This is a genomic window from Bifidobacterium sp. LH_512 (genome assembly GCF_056356435.1).
In genome coordinates, this window is record NZ_JBKEUE010000001.1 from 59,379 (window position 1) to 82,076 (window position 22,698).

General features: G+C 57.9%; 17 protein-coding genes and 2 pseudogenes. 6 read left to right on the forward strand and 13 right to left on the reverse strand.

Annotated features, from left to right (window positions below):
- Positions 1–126 precede the first annotated feature (126 nt).
- Positions 127–426, reverse strand: coding sequence for a hypothetical protein (locus tag AC1AWD_RS00235; RefSeq protein ID WP_476563089.1), 300 nt, complete (start codon positions 424–426; stop codon positions 127–129).
- A gap of 405 nt (positions 427–831) precedes the next feature.
- Between AC1AWD_RS00235 and rsmD the strand changes: the two genes are divergently transcribed.
- Positions 832–1,407 carry a 16S rRNA (guanine(966)-N(2))-methyltransferase RsmD gene (gene rsmD, locus AC1AWD_RS00240; RefSeq protein WP_476563090.1) on the forward strand — a complete coding sequence of 192 codons (576 nt, stop codon included), beginning with the start codon at positions 832–834 and terminating at the stop codon, positions 1,405–1,407.
- 153 nt (positions 1,408–1,560) lie between these two features.
- Here the strand turns inward: rsmD and trmD are convergent, their stop codons facing one another.
- From trmD to rpsP, 4 genes are all read right to left on the reverse strand, one after another.
- Positions 1,561–2,526, reverse strand: a complete 966-nt coding sequence (gene trmD, locus AC1AWD_RS00245) for a tRNA (guanosine(37)-N1)-methyltransferase TrmD (protein ID WP_476563091.1) — start codon at positions 2,524–2,526, stop codon at positions 1,561–1,563.
- A 177-nt stretch (positions 2,527–2,703) separates the two neighbouring features.
- Entirely contained in the window at positions 2,704–3,291 is a 588-nt protein-coding gene (gene rimM / locus AC1AWD_RS00250; RefSeq protein WP_476564488.1) for a ribosome maturation factor RimM, read from the reverse strand.
- Positions 3,292–3,312: 21 nt separating this feature from the next.
- Positions 3,313–3,546, reverse strand: coding sequence for an RNA-binding protein (locus tag AC1AWD_RS00255; protein ID WP_476564490.1), 234 nt, complete (start codon positions 3,544–3,546; stop codon positions 3,313–3,315).
- A gap of 2 nt (positions 3,547–3,548) precedes the next feature.
- Positions 3,549–4,007 (reverse strand): 30S ribosomal protein S16, encoded by a 459-nt coding sequence (rpsP, locus tag AC1AWD_RS00260; protein ID WP_476563092.1) that lies wholly within the window; start codon positions 4,005–4,007, stop codon positions 3,549–3,551.
- A gap of 317 nt (positions 4,008–4,324) precedes the next feature.
- Here rpsP and AC1AWD_RS00265 point away from each other — a divergent pair, with 317 nt between their 5' ends.
- Positions 4,325–7,717 carry a glycoside hydrolase family 2 TIM barrel-domain containing protein gene (locus AC1AWD_RS00265; RefSeq protein ID WP_476563093.1) on the forward strand — a complete coding sequence of 1,131 codons (3,393 nt, stop codon included), beginning with the start codon at positions 4,325–4,327 and terminating at the stop codon, positions 7,715–7,717.
- Positions 7,718–7,963: 246 nt separating this feature from the next.
- Here AC1AWD_RS00265 and AC1AWD_RS00270 read toward each other — a convergent pair whose 3' ends face one another.
- From AC1AWD_RS00270 to ffh, 3 genes are all read right to left on the reverse strand, one after another.
- Positions 7,964–8,914 carry an endonuclease/exonuclease/phosphatase family protein gene (locus AC1AWD_RS00270; RefSeq protein ID WP_476563094.1) on the reverse strand — a complete coding sequence of 317 codons (951 nt, stop codon included), beginning with the start codon at positions 8,912–8,914 and terminating at the stop codon, positions 7,964–7,966.
- 123 nt (positions 8,915–9,037) lie between these two features.
- A complete protein-coding gene (locus AC1AWD_RS00275; protein ID WP_476563095.1) occupies positions 9,038–10,630 on the reverse strand; it encodes a right-handed parallel beta-helix repeat-containing protein in 1,593 nt (530 codons plus the stop codon).
- Positions 10,631–10,872: 242 nt separating this feature from the next.
- Positions 10,873–12,525 (reverse strand): signal recognition particle protein, encoded by a 1,653-nt coding sequence (gene ffh, locus AC1AWD_RS00280; protein WP_476563096.1) that lies wholly within the window; start codon positions 12,523–12,525, stop codon positions 10,873–10,875.
- Positions 12,526–12,876: 351 nt separating this feature from the next.
- Between ffh and AC1AWD_RS00285 the strand changes: the two genes are divergently transcribed.
- Entirely contained in the window at positions 12,877–13,782 is a 906-nt protein-coding gene (locus AC1AWD_RS00285; RefSeq protein ID WP_476563098.1) for a cation efflux transmembrane domain-containing protein, read from the forward strand.
- Positions 13,783–13,890: 108 nt separating this feature from the next.
- On the opposite strand, the gene cysS is transcribed toward AC1AWD_RS00285, so the two are convergent.
- Positions 13,891–15,528, reverse strand: coding sequence for a cysteine--tRNA ligase (cysS, locus tag AC1AWD_RS00290; RefSeq protein WP_476563100.1), 1,638 nt, complete (start codon positions 15,526–15,528; stop codon positions 13,891–13,893).
- 213 nt (positions 15,529–15,741) lie between these two features.
- On the opposite strand from cysS, the gene AC1AWD_RS00295 reads away from it, so the two are divergent.
- The 3 genes and pseudogenes from AC1AWD_RS00295 to AC1AWD_RS00305 form a co-directional block, all read left to right on the forward strand.
- On the forward strand, positions 15,742–16,470 hold the full coding sequence (locus AC1AWD_RS00295) for a type 1 glutamine amidotransferase (protein WP_476563101.1): 729 nt from the start codon (positions 15,742–15,744) through the stop codon (positions 16,468–16,470).
- 80 nt (positions 16,471–16,550) lie between these two features.
- Positions 16,551–17,610, forward strand: a pseudogene (locus tag AC1AWD_RS00300) (ABC-F family ATP-binding cassette domain-containing protein); the annotation flags it as partial.
- Between the two features lie 56 nt (positions 17,611–17,666).
- A pseudogene (locus tag AC1AWD_RS00305) lies at positions 17,667–18,776 on the forward strand (ATP-binding cassette domain-containing protein); the annotation flags it as partial.
- 139 nt (positions 18,777–18,915) lie between these two features.
- Here the strand turns inward: AC1AWD_RS00305 and ilvN are convergent.
- The 4 genes from ilvN to rpmF form a co-directional block, all read right to left on the reverse strand.
- Complete coding sequence (gene ilvN, locus AC1AWD_RS00310) at positions 18,916–19,470, reverse strand: acetolactate synthase small subunit (RefSeq protein WP_476563103.1); 555 nt, start codon at positions 19,468–19,470, stop codon at positions 18,916–18,918.
- A gap of 24 nt (positions 19,471–19,494) precedes the next feature.
- A complete protein-coding gene (locus AC1AWD_RS00315) occupies positions 19,495–21,372 on the reverse strand; it encodes an acetolactate synthase large subunit (RefSeq protein WP_476563105.1) in 1,878 nt (625 codons plus the stop codon).
- Between the two features lie 209 nt (positions 21,373–21,581).
- Positions 21,582–22,325, reverse strand: coding sequence for a ribonuclease III (rnc, locus tag AC1AWD_RS00320; RefSeq protein WP_476563106.1), 744 nt, complete (start codon positions 22,323–22,325; stop codon positions 21,582–21,584).
- 91 nt (positions 22,326–22,416) lie between these two features.
- Complete coding sequence (gene rpmF / locus AC1AWD_RS00325) at positions 22,417–22,611, reverse strand: 50S ribosomal protein L32 (RefSeq protein ID WP_476563107.1); 195 nt, start codon at positions 22,609–22,611, stop codon at positions 22,417–22,419.
- Between the last annotated feature and the right edge of the window lie 87 nt (positions 22,612–22,698).

Genomic DNA, 22,698 nt, shown 5'->3' on the forward strand with positions numbered 1-22,698 from the left:
CCTTGCGGCATGCGCCATCCACATGGGTTTTGGATCATGCCGAAATCTCCGGCTCCGCGCTTTTCGGATCAGCTCCTATGGCATGCGCGCCTCCGGTGTGCAGGGCTGGCGTCCGGCGGTGTTCCTTTAGCCGGTCGACGTCGTCATCGGCCGGATCGGGTATCGCCGCGGCGCTGCGGCGAAAGCAATGCTGCGCGGGACATGGGCGCCCGCCAAATCGCGCATGACGGGAGTCGATTCACTCCCGTTCGTCATCCGGATCCGCGACGTCCGCGATTCCAAGCCGATCGCCACGTTGGCGGCGTCACGGAGCGAGAGCCTGCCGAAACGGCGGTACAGGTCCTCGCGCCTGAATTCGAAGCGCTGCGAGCATCGGACCAGGGAAGGCTTGAGCAGGCCGGCTTCGCGCCAGTCCAGCAACGGCACGTCGCCGGGCCGGTCATGTCACGTTGCCGGTGACCTTCAGCACGATGCCGTACACGCCGTCGCCGGACACCTCGGAGACCACGACCGGACGGGTCTTGCCGACGCCGGGGTGGTCCGGGAACTCGGCCTACGTCAGCCACACATCGAACACGTGCACGTCACGCATGGTCGTACACCTCGTCGGCTGGGTCGTCCCAATCCGAAGGAAGGATTAAGCGGCCCGAATTCGCACGGGGGAACCGACGCGCCGGATCCGGCTGCGCCCGCCGGCACAGGGATTTTTACCCGCAAGGTGCGGGGTATAAGCGATTGCGGTCGAAGATGGTCGGGAGAACAGGAATCTCATGGCATCCGCCGTAGCGGTAGCGCGTTCGAAAATGGTATGCGGATTGCTATCGTAAAGGCATGCGCGTTATTTCAGGACGATTCAAAGGTGTGGCACTGACCACGCCGAAATCCAGCACGAGACCGACGACCGACCGCACCAAGGAGGCGATTTTCTCGCGTCTCGACGCGTGGGGGGTGTTGGATGACGCGCGGGTGCTGGATCTGTTCGCCGGCACGGGAGCGCTTGGCATCGAAGCATTGAGCCGCGGCGCTCGCGAATTGGTTGCGGTGGAGGCTTCGGCACCGGCTGCAGCCTTGATCGCGAAAACATTGACGGCGTTAAAGCATCATCGTGCATGGGAAGTCGACATGTCGGCGCGCGTAGTGAAGGCGAAGGCGGAGAAGTTCGCCGCCGGTATCGCTGAAGCGCCGTTTGGCATGATTTTCATCGATCCTCCGTACGCATTCGAAACGGAGGCATGTAATCAGTTGCTTGCTGACTTGGCGGCGGGCGACATGACGGATGAGCGCACGATGATCATGCTGGAACGCTCCATTCGCTCGGAAGCTCCTACCGCGCCTTCCGGATGGTCCATCACTGAACATCGCGACTATGGCGAAACCGCTGTCTACTACATCGAGCCTGCCCTTTAAACGTCAATCCTCTGCACCTTCAGTCCACCCACGCCCCAGTCCGTCCTCAAAATCGTCATATCAGTACTGATATGACGATTCAGAGGACCTTGAGGCCTGTCCGGCTAATTTGTGGTACAGCCTTGTGGCTGTACCGAATCGATGGTGTGAGGATTACTTGAGCTTGCGAGGATGTTCGCCGGAAACTTCCCAGCCCAATGCCATCAGGGTTTTACGATCGGCCTTGTCGAGTTCGCGACAGTCCAATCGCTCGATCAGATCGGGACGTAGTCCGGCGGTTTTCGCCAAAGCCTCGTCGCGGCGGAAACGGTCGACTTTCGCGTGATCGCCGGACAGCAGAATGTCAGGAACACGAATGCCACGCCATTCAGCAGGCTTCGTGTATTGATAGTGTTCCAGCAGCGCGTTGCCGCCCGTATAGGATTCCTCGACAATCGAATCGGGATTGCCCATGAATCCCGGAATCAGACGCGTAATCGCTTCCAACATCACACTGGTGGCGACTTCACCGCCATTTAACACGTAATCGCCAATCGAATATTCGCGAACTTCCACACCTTGCGCACGGTAATACTGCGGAATACGCGCATCATAGCCCTCGTAGCGGCCGCAGCCGAACAGCAGATGGCCTGCGTGGCTCAGCTCCGTCGCATCCTGCTGGGTAAACAGCGGTGCGGAAGGATTCGGGAAAATCAGCACAGGACGGCCCGCCAAATCAGCGGCGTTCGAGGCGTTGACATCAGCCGACGAAGCAGAGCTATCCCGCGAATCATCATCGGCATCACACGCGGCAGCGTCATCTCGTGTGTCACAGGCAACGGTACTTTGCAAAGCGGAATCACCGGCAGCGGCATCATCCGCAGCATTGTCTGCCGGCATTGTCGCAGGCTGCAATCCCAGCAAATCATCAAGGCATTCCGCCCATACTTCCGGCTTCATCACCATGCCGGCGCCGCCGCCAACAGGGGTGTCATCCACCGAATGATGCACGTCATGCGTCCAATCGCGCAGATTGTGAGCATGCACTTCCACTAAGCCCTTGGCCTGCGCCTTGCCGAGCAGGCTCAGATTCAGCACTTCGAAGTATTCAGGGAATACGGAGACGATATCGATCTTCATACGGTCCACCTTACACAAACGTCCCAAGAATCAATCCGCCCACGTGGACAGTTGCGTGGCTTAACGGTGGCGTCGCCATTCGAATGTGTGCGATGGGGGATTGGCGGCGGAGAGGGGAAGGGCATGAAAAAGGGCGCTCTTGCGGGAAGAGCGCCCGATATAGGTGTTGATTACGATTTATAGGCCGGGGATAAGGCCGCCTGGCGGATTTATCGTCAGATAACCTTCCTCCAAGTTGATGTCCGGAACCAGTTCTTCGACGAAGGGAATCAGCGCGCTGTTCTCCAACACTTCGCCGTCCTCGCCGCGAACGGGCTCGGCAAGGCGGATCTTCAGCAGCCACTGGGCCACATCCATCACGTCCACGACCTTGCCAATCACACGGCCGGCCTCAAGGCCTAGGCCATTGCCTTCGGCAAGGCGTGCCTCAAGACCGATCAGGTCCTTCGGATACCATTCGTCAGCCTCAAGCATCTCTTCAGGATCATCCGCTTCGCCATACAACACCGTGCCGTTGGCGGCTTCGGAAGCATCCCTGTTATCAATTCCCTCGAACTTGATGATCCAACGATTCTTGAACGTGCGGGAATGCTCCACAACATATTCTTCGGAACCGTCTTTCGTGTACAACACAGCACCGGGAGCGAACCGATAATCCGGATCGTCCGTAAAGATCTGCACAGTCACCTCACCCTTGAGGCCCTGAGCGCGGCCGATACGACAGACCCTCAGCAGCTCACGCTGTTGAGGGTCGTCGGAATGCATTTCACGCACCACGCTAGGATCTCACCTGCGCACATCCATGATGTCGACGCGCACCTTGTGGTCGGCCAAAGCCTGCACCACGGTACGAATCGCATTCGCCGTGCGACCGCCGCGTCCGATGACACGGCCGATATCCTCAGGGTTCACGCGCACGCGAATCAATTCGCCGTGTGCGTTCTCATGGGATTTGACAGAGACATCATCAGGAAAATCGACGATGTTCCTGATCAGATGTTCCACAGCCTGGGCGAGCATGATCACTCAGCTTCCTCAGCAGCCGGCTCTTCAGCCGGAGCTTCTTCTTCGGCAGCGGCGGCGGCTTCGGCTTCAGCCTTGGCCTTGGCTTCAGCTTCGGACTTAGCGGCCTTCAGCTTCTGAGCCTGAGCTTCAGCGGCTTCCACGCGGGCAGCGGCATCCGGGCCAGCCTGAACGGTCTTCAGGGTGCCTTCAGCGCCTTCGATGCCCTTGAACTTCTGCCAATCGCCGGTGATCTTCAGCAGGTTCAGCACCTGCTCGGTCGGCTGAGCGCCAACGCCGAGCCAGTACTGAGCGCGCTCGGAATTGATTTCGATGGTCGAAGGCTGGGTGTTCGGGTTATAGATGCCGATTTCTTCGATGGCACGGCCGTCGCGCTTGGTGCGCGAATCCATGATGACCACGCGGTAGAACGCGTAGAACTTCTTACCCATGCGCTTCAGACGAATCTTGGTTGCCAAGATGGCTCTCCTTGTATAACTAGGGGTGTGGTTTTCATCTTCTGTGTGGGGCACGGAATCCGAAACCCACATGTTCCTCGCATCACACGGCAGTAGAGGGCTCCGTGCTCGCGAATAACTGAAAAATTGTAGCGCGCGGTGTGGATTATCAGACAGCTGATTTTTGCTTCGACACGCCCGCGGGATGCCTTCGATTATTGGCTGGAGCAGTGTCGACACCGCACTGGTCCACCGATCAGACATACCGTCATGGATAATGTGAAGCAGGAAATGTACATCTGTTCGACGATACGATGCCAAGGAGGGCGCGGTACATCATGTTCATTCCTCGTTACTATGAAGATCTTAATGCACTGCACGTAGGCTGCGAACCGAATCGTGCATACTACATTCCGGCATCGAAACCGACTGATACCAGCGTGAGCCGTCGCGTGCAATCAGATCGTTTCCAACTGCTCAACGGCGAATGGGATTTCAGATATTACGACAGCATCCATGATTTGGACGCCGAAGTCGCCGATGCGCAGGCCGCCAATGATCCTGTTTTCTTCGATGTCGCCTTCAGCCCCAATCCATTCAACGGCTACACCACCATTCCGGTGCCCAGTGTGTGGCAGAATCACGGTTTTGACGCGCATCAATACACGAATACGCGTTACCCGTTCCCCTTGGACCCGCCGTTCGTGCCGCAAAACAATCCCTGCGGCGTCTATCTGACCACGTTTGAATATACGGAAGATTCGGCGGCGCCGCGCGCATATTTGAATTTCGAAGGCGTTGACAGTTGTTTCTACGTGTGGCTGAACGGTGATTTCATTGGATACTCCCAGGTCTCGCACTCCACTTCCGAATTCGACGTCACCGACTATCTGGAAGAGGGCGAGAACACGCTTGCCGTGCTTGTGCTCAAGTGGTGCGACGGCAGCTATCTGGAAGATCAGGACAAGTTCCGTATGAGCGGCATTTTCCGTGACGTCTACCTGCTGAAGCGTCCGCAGACCGCCATCCGGGACTATTTCGTACATACCACCATCGCACAGGGACAGCAAAGCGCCGACCTCGACATCGATTTCGATTTCTACGGCGGCGTCGTCACCGATGTGTCTTGCACTCTGGCCGACGAAGACGGCAACACCATTGCCCGCGGCGGAACCCAGCCAATCGGAGGCGTCGGTGCGGCTCCGGCTGAAGAGGATTACGACGACACCGGATCCGGGGCGGCATTCACACCGCGCGCCCATGCGCATCTGACCATCGACAATCCGCAACTGTGGAACGCCGAACATCCATATTGCTATACCCTGGTACTCGAAACTGAGTATGAGGCCATCCAAAGCATCGTCGGCATCCGTGAAATCGCCATCGAAACCGGTGCGGACGGCAAGCATCAAATCATCACCGTCAACGGCCGACCCATCAAGATTCACGGGATGAATCGTCATGACAGCGATCCCGTCACCGGCTACACCATCAGCGAAGATCAGATCACCAAGGATCTGACGCTGATGAAACTGCACAATGTCAATGGCGTGCGCACAAGCCACTATCCGAACGCGCCGCAATACTACGACCTGTACGACCGCATGGGATTCTATGTGGTCGGTGAGGCCGACAACGAAAGCCACGGCACCGACGATTTCTACTACAAGGGCACCGGCGACGGCGAACGCGATTGGCAATACCGCTCGCAGCATTGGAATGAGCGCATCGCCAATAATCCGGCCTTCAACGAGGCCACTGTGGACCGTGCGCGCCGCTGCGTCGAACGCGACAAGAACCATGCCAGCATCATCTTCTGGTCCATGGGCAACGAATGCTCCTATGGATGCACCTTCGAGGAGGCGCTCGTTTGGACGAAGGCCTTCGACCCGAGTCGTCTGACGCATTATGAAAGCGCTCGCTACGTGGAGGAAAACGGTCATGACTCGCACGATTACAGCAACATCGACGTGCACAGCCGCATGTATCCGACCGTAGAGGAACTTGAGGCGTATTTCAGCGACGAAGGTCCGCAGGGCGACGGCGCAAACGGTGAGGACGGCACGCGGGACGACGGTCTGGTCAAGCCGTACCTGATGTGTGAATTCTGCCATGCCATGGGCAACGGCCCGGGCGATCTGGAGGATTATTTCGAGCGTATCGACCGTTTTGACGGTCTGGTTGGCGGCTATATCTGGGAATGGTGCGATCATGCCATCGACCGCGGCACCATGCCTGACGGTCGTCGTATCTACGCGTATGGCGGAGATACCGGCGAGTATCCGCATGACGGCAACTTCTGCATGGACGGCATGGTCTATCCGGACCGTACGCCGCATACCGGTCTGGAGGAATTCAAGAACGTGTACCGTCCGGCGCGCGTCGTCGCATTCGATTGCGCGTCGGCGACGGTGACGCTGCGCAACTACTACGATTTCACCACGTTGGGCGACGCCGTCAATGTGATGTGGGAGCTGTATGCGGACGGTGCGCTGCAGTCGTATTGCCTGTTTGGCGAAAGCGATGAGGACCTTGCACAGCTGGCGATCGCCCCGCATGCCGAAGGCCGTGTGACGCTGCCCGGCTTGCCGGATCTGGATGAGCTGTCCGCTGCCGGCGGCAAGGTCACGCTGGTGCTGCGCTATCTGGCACGCACTGCCACCGACTTCGCGCCGGAACTGTTCGAGCTCGGCTTTGACGAGATCGCGGTGTCGGATGGTGCGAATCAGTTTGTAGCGGCGCAGATCACTGATGTCGTGGAGGACGCTGAGGATGCTGCGGAGGACACAGAAGCCGCTGTCGCCGCTGTTGCGCAGAATGGCGTCGCTGCGAAGATCGCGGTGTCCGAGCGTGGTGCCGAGCTGATTTTCGAAGGCATGAATTGGCGTTATGTATTCGATACGCGCACCGGCCTGTTCGACCGCATGGCGTATGCGAATCGCAATTTGTTGGACCGCCCGATGGAAGTCGAGGCATGGCGCGCGCCGAACGACAACGACCGTAACATTCGTCATGAATGGGAACAGGCACAGTACGATCGAGCCTACACGCGCGCCTATGACGTGGAATTGCACGAGACCGTCGCAGGCGGAGTCGAGATCCGAGTGACCATGGCTTTGGTCGCACCGATTGTGCAACGCATCGCCGACCTTGCGACGGTGTGGGCGATCGCCCCGGATGGTGCGGTGACGCTGCATATGGATGTTCGCCGTGACATGACGATGCCCTTCCTGCCGCGCTTCGGCCTGCGTCTGTTCGTGCCGAAGACGATGTCCAATGTGACGTATTGCGGCCTCGGCCCGAACGAAAGCTATACCGATAAGCGTCGTTCCAGCTGGCACGGCGTGTTCGAAGGCACGGTCGATGGCCAGTTCGAGCCGTATATCAAGCCGCAGGAGAACGGCAATCATCATGATTGCGACTGGGCGAGCGTCGCCGGTGACGGCGTCGCATTGACCATGCTGACCGCCGGCTGCTCCTTTGACTACGATGGCGATGTCACGGCTGATTCGGTGCGTGGCTTCGACTTCCAAGCGCTGCCGTATACCGACGAAGAACTGACGGCCAAGGCCCACAACCATGAGCTGGAGCGTTGCGAATCGAATGTCATATTCGTCGGTCTGCAAAGCGGCATCGGGTCGAATAGTTGCGGACCTGCTCTGATTGACCGGTATCGTCTGGATGCGGCCCATTTCGGCTTGGATCTGACCTTCAAGCCGATGACGGCCTGACGACTATAGCCTGACGGTTATGCTCTGAAATATCAAAGTGGACCGGCACCCGTGGCGGCGCCGGTCCACTTTTCGTATGTTCAGGCTCGTATGCAAGAGCTGTGGCGGATTCCGGACCCAGCGTTGCGACGGTATGCGGAGGCCAAAACAGGGGTGGCCTCCCCAAAACGTCGTTAAAAGGGTGTTTTGCGACGGTACGCGGAGGGCATCCTTGTCCTGACCTCCCCAAACAGTCGCAAGCCTCAGCTATTCCAACGAAAGCGTGGCCATCAAGGCCAAATGGTCGCTGCCTTGCACCACAAAAGATCGCACATTCGACGCATGAAGTCCGTGCGTAAACAGAATATGGTCGAGAATAATGCGCGGCCAGTGCAGCCACGACGGGAATGTCGCCTGCTGTCCATTCGTCTGAAACAGTGCAGCATCCATAAAACCGGAACGCAGCAGCGCACGGAAGCTCGGATGCGCGATACCGGAATTCAAATCGCCCATCACCACGGTAATATCATGTGCCTTTTGCGTTGAAGCCAATTCACCAAGGCCGATAATGCCGGCAGACCAATCGCGGCAACCGCGCATCGGCGATTTTGGGTGTGCGGAAACAAACGTAATCGAGCGCGTCGCATTAATCGGGAAGCATACACCCGGCACATCCGCGGCGGGAATCATCGCCGTAATCGGAGACGCGTCAGAAGGCTCAACACGAATCCAAATCCCGTTGAAACCGCCGTTATCGGATGTGCGCGCCTCGCCAAGTTGACGATACGACAACAAATCATCCAATCCTGCAACATTCAAAGCGGAAACCAATTCGTCGGTCAATTCTTGTAATGCAAGAACGGCGATATCATGATTGCGCACAGCCTGCACAATGGCCGCAGCATCGGCGCGGCCATACCGACAATTCAACGTCATCACATTGAAAGCACCTTGTGATTGAGATGACGCCATCGAACGACGATGATAAATCAATTTCGGCAGTGACGATAGGCAGCAGGCCAGTGCAGCACACAATGCGAGCGTCCAATTGTGAAGCAACGCACCGCCAATAGCGATTGCGGTAAAAGGAATCCACAAAAAAGAAGTCAGCGCAATCAAATATGGCAGCGGCCCATGGCCGTCGGCGCCTGCTGGCAGCAGCGACAAGGCCAGCCAGAGCACGCCAACGACCAAAATGACCCACAGTAATGCGATCACGAATCCTCCTGTGTCACTGCACAGCGCGCCGGCAACGCGTCAGCCGTCGGAACAACTAAACACCTAAGTGTATTGCGCGAACGAAATGACACGACCGTGATTCGTCCAATCCACAGGAAACCTTCAGATTTTGTCTGTGCCGGTGTCTGTGCGGATACCTGCGCCAGTGTCGGCGCCCGTATAAGTGCCGCCTGCAGCCGCAACATCGCCGCAACCGCAGTCAGTCTTGGCCCCGGCATCACCAACAATCGCACCGGCTCCGATACCCGCGCGATCCTCCTGCGGCGCATCGGCAAATCCGACATACATATTGCCAGTCCACGTTACCGAAGACCCCGACGGATGCCAATCCGTGCACTTCACCAATGCCGTGTCATTAACGAACGTATTGCGTTCCACGCGCGCAATGCCGTCGGCGCGGTCAAGCCGCAACGGATCGCAACGCTCATCCATCACGAAAACATTGTCGTGAATGTATGCGTCAGGATTACGCGGAATATCAATGCAGCCCATCAAATCATGAACGGCCGTATTGTTATGGAAATTCGTGTTCACCGCCATCTCATTGCATACCATGATTGTGCCGCCGCTGTTGCCCGACGAATAGTTGTAACGGTATTCCGTGCCGTCGCCGAAATCAGCGTCCCACGCCTGTCCATCGCCATTGCCGTTGTCGGCATTCAACGTGTCGTAGGCCTCGTTGTATTCGAACAGCGCGTTCTTGCAGCGCCACGGCCAAATCGCAGCGGCTACGCGGCCATCATCGGTGGCCGTATACACGTCGTACGAAATCTGTGTTGCGGCGCGGCGCGAAATATTGCGGCGCACAATCGGCCTGTCGCAATACATGACGGTAATCGCATCGCCACCCACTTCCTCAACCGTGCAATGCTCGACAATCACATTCGTCGCGCCGTATTTGGCGATCACGTCATCATCGATCGTGCCATCGCCGTAATCAAACGTGTTGTTCCAATTGCCGGCCTCATCGCGGCCGCCGCGATCAATGTAATTCAAATAGGCGGTGTATCCGACGGCGATGCCCCATCGACTGGTGCGACGCACAGTGACGTCGTGAATCTGCACATCGTCGAAACGTGCGATATCGCTTTCCACGCGCGCGGCGTCTTCAGGGAAGTGCGCCATAACATAAATGCCGCCATTGGCCATATGCTTGTCGTACACGTTGCCGTCCACGTCGTGCACGTTGAGACGCTCCAACACGGTATGCGTAATCGTGCCGCGATTTTCCGCGATAACAGCGACACCCGTGCGATCCATCACGTCAAGATCGTTGTACTCTTTACCGTCGGCGTCGTCGATGCGACGATTGGTGATTTCCAAGTCACGCACTTCAATGTACGGCACGTCGCGAATGAGCAGCGCAGTGGACACGTCGCCTTTGTTGCGATGCGGCGAACCGCCGATGGGCGCGCGATAATCCTGATGCCAAATGCCGGTGCCATCCGCATGAATGGCCGGCGGCGGCTGCGTTGGATCGCCGTAAGCGCCGACGATGATGGGATTTCCTCCAGCGCCTGCGCCATGAAGATGCAGCGCTTGCCCTTGGAACACTGCGCCGCGTTCAAGATAGACCGCGTCGCCTGGCTGCAATTCGATGGCGTTGATTGCTGCAAGCGTTGCGAACGGTTGCAGCGGCGAAGTGCCGGCGTTGGCATCGTCGCCGTGGGTGGTGGACACATAATATGCGGACATCGCGTATCTCCTTCGATATGGAATGTGACTACGACCAGTGTAGAAGAAGCAGGCGTCAGCAAAGTGACGCGGGACGCCTTGAAATGTCGTGAGTTGCCATGAAAGCTGGGATGATTGCAGTATGATATTCGCTGATTAAAAAATGGGTTTGTTGTTGCGAATATTCACAACAACAAACCCATGTCGCATTACTTATGATGACAGCATGCTGATTACGTCAGCCGACAATCAGTGAGATTGCGTCAGCCCAGCAATCCAGCCAATCCGCCGCCGAAATTCGGTGGCAACTCGCCATTATTGCCGTCCATCAGCTCCTGCAGGCCGGCAGGCAGCGCAGGATTCTGCGGCTTCTTGGCAAACGCGGAACCGCTGCCCTTGCCGCCGTTGCCACCGGACGTCTTGCCGGCAAGCTTGTCGCGCAATGCCTTCTCCTCGGCCTCGCGCTTCATCGGATTGCCCGACTTGGAGCCACCCTTCTTCTTGCCCTTCTTGGCGTTCTTCTTCGCGCCAGGGCCACCGAAGCCCGGAATGCCGCCACCCAGGCCAGCCCTGTTGCTCATGCGCTTCATCATCTTCGCAGCCTGCTCGAAACGCTGCAGCAGCGCATTCACCTGCGAAACGGTAACGCCGGAACCATAAGCGATACGCGCGCGACGAGAACCGTCGATGATCTTCGGATTGCGGCGTTCCGCCGGCGTCATCGAACGGATGATCGCCTCGGTGCGGTCGATTTCACGCTCATCGAACTGCTCCAACGCCTGACGGTGCTGCGCCATACCCGGAATCATGCCGAGCAGACTCTTCATCGACCCCAGCTTGCGTACCTGCTGCAACTGGTCCAGGAAATCATCCAGGCCGAATTCGCCTTCGGCCATCTTCTGCGCGGCCTTACGAGCCTCCTCCTCATCGAACTGCTTCTGCGCCTGCTCGATCAGGGTGAGGATATCGCCCATGTCGAGAATGCGGGAAGCCATACGATCCGGGTGGAAAACCTCGAAATCCTTCAGACCTTCACCATTGGAAGCGAACAGAATCGGCTTGCCGGTCACCGAAGCAACCGACAGCGCGGCGCCGCCACGCGCATCGCCATCAAGCTTCGAGAGCACAACACCAGTAAAATCAACGCCCTCATCGAAAGCCTTCGCCGTTTTCACGGCGTCCTGGCCGATCATCGCATCAATAACGAAAAGAATCTCATCCGGCTGCACGGCGTCGCGAATGTTACGCGCCTGCAGCATCAGTTCTTCGTCAACGCCCAGACGGCCGGCGGTATCGATGATCACCGTGTCGTACAGCTTCTGCTTCGCCAACGCAACGGAATCGCGGGCAACCTTCACCGGGTCTCCAGTGGTCAGGCCCGGAACGGTGACGGCGTCGCCACCATCGGACTGCACGCCCTTTTCCGGCGCATACACGGGAACACCGGCGCGCTCGCCAACCACCTGCAGCTGTGTCACGGCGTTCGGACGCTGCAGGTCGGCTGCGACCAGCAGCGGCGTATGGCCGGATTCCTTCAGCCAGTAGCCCAGCTTGCCCGCAAGCGTGGTCTTACCAGCACCCTGAAGACCTGCCAGCATGATAATCGTCGGCGGATTCTTCGCGAAATTCAGCGGACGATCGACGCCCTGACCCAGGATGTCGGTGAGCTCGTCATTGACGATTTTCACAACCTGCTGGGCCGGATTAAGCGATTGCGACACCTCTTCGCCCAGCGCACGCTCGCGCACGCGGGCGGTGAAGGAACGCACCACTTCGAGTGCCACATCGGCGTCGAGCAGTGCGCGGCGGATTTCGCGGATCGTGCCGTCGATATCCGCTTCGGAAAGCTTGCCCTTGCTCTTCAGATGCTTGAACGCGCCGGAGAGCCTATCTGTCAAAGAACTAAATGCTGCCATAATGCCCACCAGTCTAGCTGCCACGCGGGAAAACCAGCATCCCGGTCGGTGACGGCCGGGGCTTCCTGCTGATCTCGTCTCACCTCCTACCGACGCGATGATTTGCGGCCATGCCTGTTCGGCGTTCTGCCCCGGGATGAAACCTCCAACCCGTCATTTACCATGGTCGGGTAAGCAGTGATATGTGAGCGTCGGAGGCTGTCACACCTGTGCCGCATCCGATGATTTGCGTGATTCAATCGATTCGAAGGATTCGAGATCCGATATATATCCCTGGACACCCCTATCGCGAGCCTTGACATGCGCCATCGCTGACGTAGGCATCGCCCCGCAATATGGAAGGACCATTTCATGCAGCAGAAGAAAACGGAGCGCAAGGCTCTGACGGTCGGCATCGTCATCAATGCGTTGATGGTACTGGCCGGTTTCATCGTGTTTTTCATGACCGGCATGCGAGCCATGTTCCTGGATGCGGCGTTTACGCTGATTTCCGTGGTCTCCGGCATGGTCGCAGTGTACCTGTCGTCGAAAACGGTACGTACGACCGAACGCTTTCCCAAAGGCATGTTCGCATTGGAGCCGATGTATGCGATCTGCAAATCGATCTTCACGTTGACGCTGCTGCTGTACTCATTCCTCGATGTGGCACGCGTCGCCTACGAGTATTTCGCATTCGGCGTGGGGGAGCGCGTCGTGGTCGGGCCGGTGATCTTCTATGAAGCGGCCATGGTGCTGATGTGCTTCGGTCTGGTGGCCTATTACCGTCGACGCAACCATGCGATCGGCAATGCCAGCATGATGCTGCGTGCCGAATCGAACGGCACGCTGATCGACGGCTTGATCTCCGCCGGTATCGGCGCGGTTGCGGTAGGTCTGTTTTTCCTGCCGGACGGCACACCGTTCGACTTCCTGCATTACACCGGAGATTTCTTCATTACGGCGGCGATCGTGCTGATTGCGGTGAAGGAACCGGTCGGTGTGCTCCGTGACGCGTTCGTCGAATTGGTGGGCGGCGTGCATGACGACGACGAAATCAATACGTTTGTGGAGGAGCGTGCGCAGCGTCATCTGCCGGACGGCACGCAGTACGAGCAGACGCGCATTTTCAAAACGGGTATGAGTTACCGGGTGGAAGTGTATGTCTCGGGAACCGGATCCACCGTCAGCGTCGCCGATCTGAAGCGTAGCCGTCGGGAACTGGAAGCCGACCTGAAGCATCGCCTGCATATCGTGGACGTCGATTTTGCGTTCGACTAAAGCGACATTGCCGGATGCCCGATAGCGGCACATGAAGGAGGCCCGCCGGAAACGTTTTCCGGCGGGCCTCCTTCATATCGTCATGCCATACGGATCATGGGCAAGGAATCATCTGATGGACCAAGTGGAGCCTTGCGGACCGTCCTCAATGACGATGCCGGCGGCGTTCAGCGCGTCGCGAATCGCATCCGCCTTGGCGAAATCCTTTGCCTTGCGTGCCGCTTGACGTTCCTCAAGCTGGCCGGAAATCAGCGCATCCAACGCCGTGTGCTCCGCGGAATCGCCGGCGCCTGCGGTGTCGGAGGCGGCGGACGCCCACGGTTCGGCCAGCGGATCCAATCCCAGCGTATCCAACATCGCGCGCACCGCCACCAATGTGGAACGCAGCTGAACGGCGGCGTCCGCAGTGGCGGAACCATCCGCAAACGCGGCAAGCAGCGTATTGCCGGAACGGATCGCCGTGAAAATCGCGGCAGTCGCGCCGGAAACATTCACATCATCATTCATCGCGGCAACAAAATCAGCGGGCAGCGCATCCGCCGAAATCGCAATGATCTCATCGCGAGAAGGCTGCCCGCCCAACGCGGCGCCTGCGCGCTCAATGAAATTGGACACGCGATCATACGCGGCCTGCGCTTCAGCCAGCGTCTGATCCGACCATTCCAGCATCGAACGATACTGCACGCCACCCAACGCATAGCGCACAACCCAAGCGGAATGTTCAGCCAGCACCGCCGGCACGGACAGGCCATTGCCCAGCGATTTGCTCATCTTTTCGCCCTTGGCGGTCACCCAAGCGGAATGCATCCACACTGCGGCCGAATCGAAGCCGGCTGCGCGCGTCTGCGCCATCTCGTTCTCGTGATGCGGGAAGCGCAGGTCCAAGCCGCCGCCATGAATGTCGAACATGCCGTCCAGATAGCGGTTGCTCATTGCCGAGCATTCGATATGCCATCCGGGGCGTCCGGCGCCGAATGGCGTATTCCAGCGTGCGTCCAGTGGATCGGTGTCTTTCGGCGCCTTCCACAGGGCGAAATCGCGCACGTCATGCTTGTCGGGGGACATGTCTGCCGGGTCAACCGGATTGTATTTGTCGTCTCCGGCGGCATCGACGCTCGGGCCCATGCGATTGGCGATTTCCGCGGCCTCATCAGTGGCCTCGCCAGCGCCAGCGGCCGTCTGCTTCTGATGCGTCAGCTCGCCGTAATGCGGCCACGACGCCACATCAAAATACACGTTGCCGGTCGGCTTGCCGCTCTCGTCACGCACCACATATGCGTGACCGTTGTCGATGATGCGCTGAATCATCGCGACCATATCCATCATGTGGCCGGTCGCTCGGGGTTCATATGTCGGCGGCAGCACGCCAAGCTCGTCGTACGCCTTCGTGAATTCACGCTCGTAGATGTACGCGCGCTCCCACCAATGCTGCCCTGCGGCAGCGGCCTTGTCAAGAATCTTGTCGTCAATATCGGTGACATTGCGCACGAATGTAACCTTGTAGCCTAGGCGCAGCATCCAACGGCGTACCACATCAAAAGCGACGGCGGCACGAATATGGCCGATATGCGGCGAGCTCTGCACGGTGGCACCGCACACATACATGCCGACCTGCCCCGGCTTGATCGGGCGGAAGGGGACTGCCGCGTGTGATGCGGTGTCGTACAAGTGAAGTCCGGCCGCCGCTTCGGCAAGCTGCGATGCTTCGGAAATGTTGGAATTCTGCGGTTCCTGGGTCATGCTCATAGTTCGAGCGTATTCGTATTCTGCGACAAAACATGTTGGTGATGATGCATTGACAGTGTTGTCGACAGTGTGTTGATGAGATGCTGCAGAGGGGCTGTAACGTCGCAAATATTATGTCGACAAAGTGTCGATATGATTTGACGTGACAACGGCAACACGTTGATAAAACGTTATCTGGCTAATTTTTACGTGCGTGGTGACACAATGGGGGCCATGCCCCAATCACAAGTGCTTATTCTGCAGCATGTCCCGTGGGAGAAACCGGGACGTATTTTGGCGAACTTGGAAGACCTAGGTCTTGAAACGTTGACGCTGAATGTTGCCGAAACAAAAAAGCCGGACCTGCCGAATTTTGATGAAATTTCCGGAGTCGTCATTATGGGCGGTCCAATGGGCGCGCTCGACTACAACAAATATCCAGGATTGAAAGCCGAAGCGAAACTCGCCAAAGCTGCGACCAGCGTCGGCAAGCCCGTGCTGGGAATCTGCTTGGGCCATCAGATTCTCGCCACCGCATTGGGCGGCAAACTCAGCTCGTCGGATACTCCGGAAATCGGCATCGGGCCAATCAAGCGCGTGGACCGTCACGACTGCTTCTCCATGTATGAAAAGCAGATGGACGTGCTGCATTGGCATGGCGACATCGTCACCTTGCCGGAAGGTGCGCAATTGCTTGCCAAGTCACCGTCTACCAAAGTACAGGCATTCCGTTTCGGGTCTGCGCTCGGACTGCAGTTCCATTTGGAAGTCACCCCCACACTGCTCGAAGAATGGCTTGCCGAACCGAGCATGGTGAAAGCGTTGAAGGCCGCCGGCGGATCCAAATCGCAGCTGCGTGAGTCTTTCGCCGAGCATAACGCGCAGATTCAGGCGCTTGCCGAACAGACCTTCTCCGGCTTCGCCGCCCGCTGCAACAGCTATGCGCAGACTTTGCGGCAGTAAAGCGCGATGCTGAAAAAGTCAGTGACGACAGCACGGCATCGTGCCATAAATGCCTACGCCGGGCGCTACATTGGTGCCTTATGCCGACTTATGACTTGGGACTTGAACATGTATCGCTCGTCTTTGCCACGAAGACCATCTTCACCGATGTGACACAAGGTGTTTTTGAAGGCGACCGCATCGGCATCGTCGGCCGCAACGGCGACGGCAAATCCACGCTGCTGCACCTGTTCAACGGTACGCAGACGCCGGATTCCGGTCGCGTCACCAAGCGTGGCGGTCTGACTTTCGGCATGCTTGACCAGCGTGATCCGCTCGACGACAACGCCACCGTGCGCGAAGCCGCATTGGAAGGTCGAGAGGATTACGAATGGGCCGCGGAAACCAAGTCTCGTGAAATCGTTGAAGCGCTGCTGGGCGGCATCAGTCTGGATGCGAAAATCGGTTCGCTTTCCGGCGGCCAGCGCCGCCGCGCTGATCTGGCGCGCCTGCTGCTCAAGGATTGGGATATTCTCGCCCTTGACGAGCCGACCAATCATTTGGACGTGGTGACAATCCACTGGCTGGCCGAACATTTGAAGAACCGTTGGTCAAAGGGACAGGGCGCATTGCTGCTTGTCACGCACGACCGCTGGTTCCTCGACGAGGTATGCGAGTCGATGTGGGAGGTGCACGACGGTGTGATCGACCCGTTCGAAGGCGGCTATTCCGCTTACATGCTGCAACGTGTGGAACGTGACCGTCAGGCCGACGTTCGTGAGACGAAGCGTCGTAATCTAGCCCGCAAGGAGCTTGCTTGGCTGAGCCGCGGCGCGCGTGCGCGTTCCACGAAGCAGAAATTCCATGTGAAGGCTGCGCGTGAGCTGATCGCCGACGTGCCGCCACTGCGTAACACGTTGGAGTTGAAGCAGATGGCGACCTCCCGTTTGGGCAAGCAGGTCGTCGATTTGATTGATGTGACGCAGATTTTCTCGCATGTGCAGGGCGAGGCCGATATCGATCCGGATGTTGCCGCGCTGGAAACTTCCGCGTCTCGCGTTGACGTGGTGCCGGCGATGTATGCGGAGCCGCAGGTGCATGGTTCGGTTGAAATCGCAGTCGATGACATGACCGATCCGCGCCTGCTGGATGCTGCCGTGACTTCTGCTGATATAACGTCTGGCAAGACGTCTGATGCTGTCTCAAACGCCGGCGATACCGTTGCTGGCGACGCCGCAGCAGAAAGCGACGCCGATGGTGGCAATGCAGAGGAAATAACGTCCGCCGCGCAGAAAATCACGGTGAGCGGCCGTAAAATTTTGGATGATGTGACCTGGCTGATAGGCCCAGGTGACCGCTTTGGTATTGTTGGCGCAAACGGTGCCGGCAAATCCACATTATTGAAAATTCTTGACGGCACGATTACCCCGACAGTGGGCCATGTGAATATCGGCAAGACCGTGAAATTCGCGGTGCTGTCGCAGCGTCTTGACGAGCTGGAAAAGCTTGGAAAATACAAGATCAAGGAAGTGCTGAGCCGTTATAAGCCGAGCTATATCGTTGAAGGCAAAGAGGTGACGCCGGGTCAGCTGATGGAGCGTCTCGGCTTTGAACCAGCGCAGTTGATGACGCCTATTCGTGACCTTTCCGGCGGTCAGAAGCGTCGTATGCAATTGTTGCTGATTCTTCTTGACGAGCCGAATGTGCTGATTATGGATGAGCCCGGTAACGATTTGGATACCGACATGCTGGCCGTCATGGAAGATTTGCTTGATACGTGGCCGGGCACGCTGATTGTGGTCAGCCATGATCGTTATCTGTTGGAACGTGTCACCGATCAACAGTTCGCTCTGATTGGCGGCAAAATTCGTCATCTGCCTGGCGGCGTGCAGGATTATCTGGATATGACCGAGGCCATCAAAGCCGGCCGTAATCCGTTCGGTGACGAATCAGCAAATCAGCGCGGCAACAGTGGCGGCAAAGCATCCGCCGACACTGTCGATAATGCTGCTAATGATGACGCGGCCGGTGCAAAAGCTGCCGTGGGCGAATCATCTGAATCCTCCGTGCAACCTGCTGTATCCCAACCGACCGCGCCGAAACTTACCGGCAAGGCCTTCCATGATGCGTCGAAGCGCGTGTCTGCAATCGAACGCAAGCTCGCCAAATTGGAAGAGCAGAAGTCTGATGTGGAAGCGCAAATGGCGGCGCATGATCCCAGCGACTACGCAGGTCTTAACGAATTGAATCAGAAGCTGCAGACCATCACCAGCGAATCCGAGGAACTCGAAATGGAGTGGATGGAGCTTTCCGAACAACTCGAATAGGAGCCCTCAGATTCGTTAAAACCACGTGGTTCTTACGGAACCGGGCTTGGGGAGCGCCTGGAAACGTAAAAACCACGTGGTTTTAACGAAAACGGGGAGGATGTTGCCAGGTAATTGCCTCATCCCCCTAAAGCAGCGGTCAGCGTCCAGTGACTTCGGAACCGAGTACCTTTTCGCTCAAGGCCTTTGGGCCGCGCGTGACGGCGACTGCGCCGGAACGCACCAGTTCGATAATGCCGTAATGCTCCAGCAGGCCAAGCAGCGCGTCAATCTTGCCTTCAGCGCCGGTGGCCTCAATCGTCATGGACTCCGTGTTCACATCAACCACGCGCACGCGGAACAGTCGCACGATCTCCAACACGTCGGAACGATTCGACTGCGTGGCGGCGACCTTGATCATCACCAATTCGCGCTCCACCGTAGTGGCCGGATCCAAGTCGACGATCTTCAGCACATGCAGCAGCTTGTTCAGCTGCTTGATGATCTGCTCAAGCGGCAGCTCCTCCACGTCGGCGGTCACGGTGATACGCGAAATATCCGGACGCTCGGTAGGGGAGACGGACAACGAGTTGATGTTGAACGCACGGCGGGCGAACAGGCCGGCGACACGCGCCAGCACGCCCGGACGATTCTCTACGAGCACGGACAGCGTGTGACGCTGCGAACCCGGCTTGGATGCAGGATAGTTAGCCATGATATTGCGCCTTCCTCACTCGTTTCACTCGTTGCCTGCGGTGTCGTTATTCGCTGCACGCTTCAACGGGTAGACACCTGGCTTGTACATGACTTCATCATTGGATGCGCCAGCCGGAACCATCGGGAAGACCATGGCATCCTTCCATACGCGGAAATCAATCAGCACCGGACGGTCGTTGATTTCGTTTGCCTTGGCAATCGCATCCAGCGCCTCTTCCTTGGTGAATGCGCGCATGCCGACGCAGCCGTATGCTTCGGCAAGTTTGACGAAATCAGGCACGTCGAAGAATTCCTCGGCGGCCTTGCTGTCGCCGTCCTTCAGATTCGTGGCTGAGTAATGCTGCTTATAGAACAGCGTCTGCCACTGGCGAACCATGCCGTATACGGAATTGTTCAGCAGTGCGATTTTCACCGGAGCATGCTCGTGGAATGCGGCCGCCAGCTCTTCGGAGAGCATCTGGAATGAACCATCGCCGTCAATCAGCCACACTGGGCGCTTTGAACCAATCACCGCACCGATGGAGGCCGGCAGGCCGAATCCCATCGTTCCCAGGCCGCCGGAAGAAATCCAGGAATGTGGCTTTTCGAAGTCGATCAGCTGAGTCGCCCACATCTGATGCTGCCCGACGCCGGAAACCCACACGGTATCCGGCGTCGCCGCCTTTGACAGTTGCTCGACAACCCACTGTGGGGCCAACGTGCCGTCGGTCGGCTCAGCATACGTGGTCGGGTACTTGGTGCGCCATTCCTCGATCGTATCCCACCAAGGCTGCAGATCCGGGCGGCCATGCTCGGCCTGATGGCGTTCGATTTCCGGAATCAAATCGGCGAGTACGGTGGCAACGTCGCCGACAATCGGCACATCCGCCACACGATTCTTGCTGATTTCCGCCGGATCGATATCAATATGGACAACGTTCGCGGTCGGTGCGAAAGCGTCCAGCTTGCCGGTAACGCGATCGTCGAAGCGCGCGCCGATGGCGACCAGCAGATCGCAGCGCTGTACGGCACCGGTCGCCGCGATGGTACCATGCATGCCCAACATGCCCAGCACCTTCGGATCGGAATCAGGAACAATACCGCGAGCCGGCAGCGTCATCACAATCGGAGCGCCGGTCACATCGGCAAGCTTCTTCACCAGATCGCCGGCGTCGGAGCGCATTGCACCGCCACCCACATACAGTACCGGACGGTACGACTGGCCGAACAGTTTTGCCGCGTCAGACAGTACACGGCCATGCGCCTTCGTCGTCGGGTTATACCCGGGCAAAATCATGCGCTGCGGCCACGAATACTGCATGGTGCCAACCTGCGCGGTCTTCGTCACGTCGACCAGCACCGGGCCGGGGCGGCCGGAACGCGCGATATACATGGCTTCGGTCAGCACGCGCGGAATATCCTGAGCACGTGTGACCAGATATGAATGCTTGACTACCGGGTAGGTGGCGCCGACGATGTCGGCTTCCTGAAATGCGTCGGTGCCGATGGAATCAACACCGACCTGACCGGTGATAACCACCATCGGCACGGAATCCATATTCGCATCGGCGATCGCCGTAATCATATTCGTGGCGCCCGGGCCGGAAGTGACGATGCACACGCCCACCTTGCCAGTGGATACCGCGTAGCCTTCGGCGGCGTGGCCGGCGGCCTGCTCATGACGCATCAGAACAAAGCGGAATTTCGTATCGTCTTTGATCGCGTCGTATACGGGCAGGATCGCGCCGCCTGGAATGCCGAAAACCTCTTCAACACCCAGATCTTCCAGCGAACGAACCAGCGCTTCGGCGCCGGTCAGCTGTTCGCCGTCGGCAACGGTCTGTTTTTCCGTGGTCGCAGTGGCCCGCGGCACGCTGCTGAATGCCTGCAAAGGAGTAGGTAACACCGTAATCCCCCTCAAGATACGTTTTTCAAGGTCGTTCGCTGTGGTCCGGCGCAGGTTTTGCTGCGTTCCGGCGTATCGAAAGGGGAAACGGCATGCGTTGTGGGCATAATCTCATCCCTCTCGATTACCGCCTATCGTAACGACCATGTAACGAATGAGAGGGGAGCGGGCCACATTTTGAGTTAGTGCGTGTTTTTTGAAGGCGAGGCGTGGGAGGCCTCACATCACGCTTCGCGCGTATCCAACGTATGCCAAGCGTTCTCCGCGGCCGCCAGCTGCGCCTTGCGCTTGCTGGAACCTTTGCCGATGCCGATCACTTCGTTTGAATCTTCCAAAATCGCCTCAGCGGTGAAAATCTGCGCATATTCCGGGCCACTCACCGACATGCGATAGCGAGGTTCGCTCAATCCCATGCCGTGTGCCTTGACGGTAAGCGATGTTTTCCAATCAAGCGCGGGCCCTTCGGTGGCGACTTCAGCCAACGTGTCGTCAATAAGATGATGTACGACTTCACGTGCGCCATCAATGCCATGTTCCAGGAAAGTGGCTCCGATCAGCGCTTCGACGATATCGCATAGAATCGAGCTTTTTTCAGCGCCATGCTGGTCTTTTTCGCCGTTGCCAAGCAGAATATACGGGCCGACATGCAGCTTGTCGCGTGCAATGCGGCTCAACGACTCTTCCGAAACGGCCTTGGCACGCATTTTCGCAAGCTGGCCTTCGGTCATGTCAGGGTGCGCTGCGAACAGGGTTTCGGTCGACACCAGTTCGAGTACGGCGTCGCCGAGGAATTCGAGACGCTCATAATTGCGGGCACCGGGATGCTCATGTGAAAACGAGCGGTGGGTGAGCGCTTCGACCAGGATTTCAGGACTAAGCGTCGTGCCGAGCGCGTCAAGCAGTACATTGCTGGGATTCATGCTGCGTTCGGAGACAAGGGAAGTGTGCGAGTGTTTTTTGGAAGTCATGGGGAGGTCTTTCGGTCGTTCACATGCAAGAACCCTGCCACCCGTCGATGGCAGGGTTCTTATTCATAATGCCTTGATTGCTTCCGGCTGCTCACTTGGTGTGAGCGGAGCGGATGGCTTCGCGGTAAATGCGGCCACGGAAAGCGCCGCAGCTCGGGCAAGCCATGTGAGGCAGAGCGGGAGCGCCGCAGTTCGGGCAAGTTACGGTCTGGGAAGCCTTGGCCTTCCAGTTCGCGCGGCGGGAATGGGTATTCGCGCGCGAGGTCTTGTACTTAGGCAGTGCCATTGTTGTTCCTCTATTTCGTTCGAACGATTGAGCTTAAGCGTTCGGTATCCTAGCACATACGTCGTACAAAGTCCATTTTGGACGTGC

Coding starts and splice junctions, on each gene's coding strand:
- AC1AWD_RS00255 (WP_476564490.1), bottom strand. CDS start 3,546: ATGCTCGCCCAGGCTGTGGAACATCTGATCAGGAACATCGTCGATTTT.
- AC1AWD_RS00295 (WP_476563101.1), top strand. CDS start 15,742: ATGCCCCAATCACAAGTGCTTATTCTGCAGCATGTCCCGTGGGAGAAA.
- rpmF (WP_476563107.1), bottom strand. CDS start 22,611: ATGGCACTGCCTAAGTACAAGACCTCGCGCGCGAATACCCATTCCCGC.
- AC1AWD_RS00285 (WP_476563098.1), top strand. CDS start 12,877: ATGCAGCAGAAGAAAACGGAGCGCAAGGCTCTGACGGTCGGCATCGTC.
- ffh (WP_476563096.1), bottom strand. CDS start 12,525: ATGGCAGCATTTAGTTCTTTGACAGATAGGCTCTCCGGCGCGTTCAAG.
- rimM (WP_476564488.1), bottom strand. CDS start 3,291: ATGCATTCCGACGACCCTCAACAGCGTGAGCTGCTGAGGGTCTGTCGT.
- cysS (WP_476563100.1), bottom strand. CDS start 15,528: ATGAGCATGACCCAGGAACCGCAGAATTCCAACATTTCCGAAGCATCG.
- rnc (WP_476563106.1), bottom strand. CDS start 22,325: ATGACTTCCAAAAAACACTCGCACACTTCCCTTGTCTCCGAACGCAGC.
- trmD (WP_476563091.1), bottom strand. CDS start 2,526: ATGAAGATCGATATCGTCTCCGTATTCCCTGAATACTTCGAAGTGCTG.
- ilvN (WP_476563103.1), bottom strand. CDS start 19,470: ATGGCTAACTATCCTGCATCCAAGCCGGGTTCGCAGCGTCACACGCTG.
- AC1AWD_RS00265 (WP_476563093.1), top strand. CDS start 4,325: ATGTTCATTCCTCGTTACTATGAAGATCTTAATGCACTGCACGTAGGC.
- AC1AWD_RS00275 (WP_476563095.1), bottom strand. CDS start 10,630: ATGTCCGCATATTATGTGTCCACCACCCACGGCGACGATGCCAACGCC.
- rsmD (WP_476563090.1), top strand. CDS start 832: ATGCGCGTTATTTCAGGACGATTCAAAGGTGTGGCACTGACCACGCCG.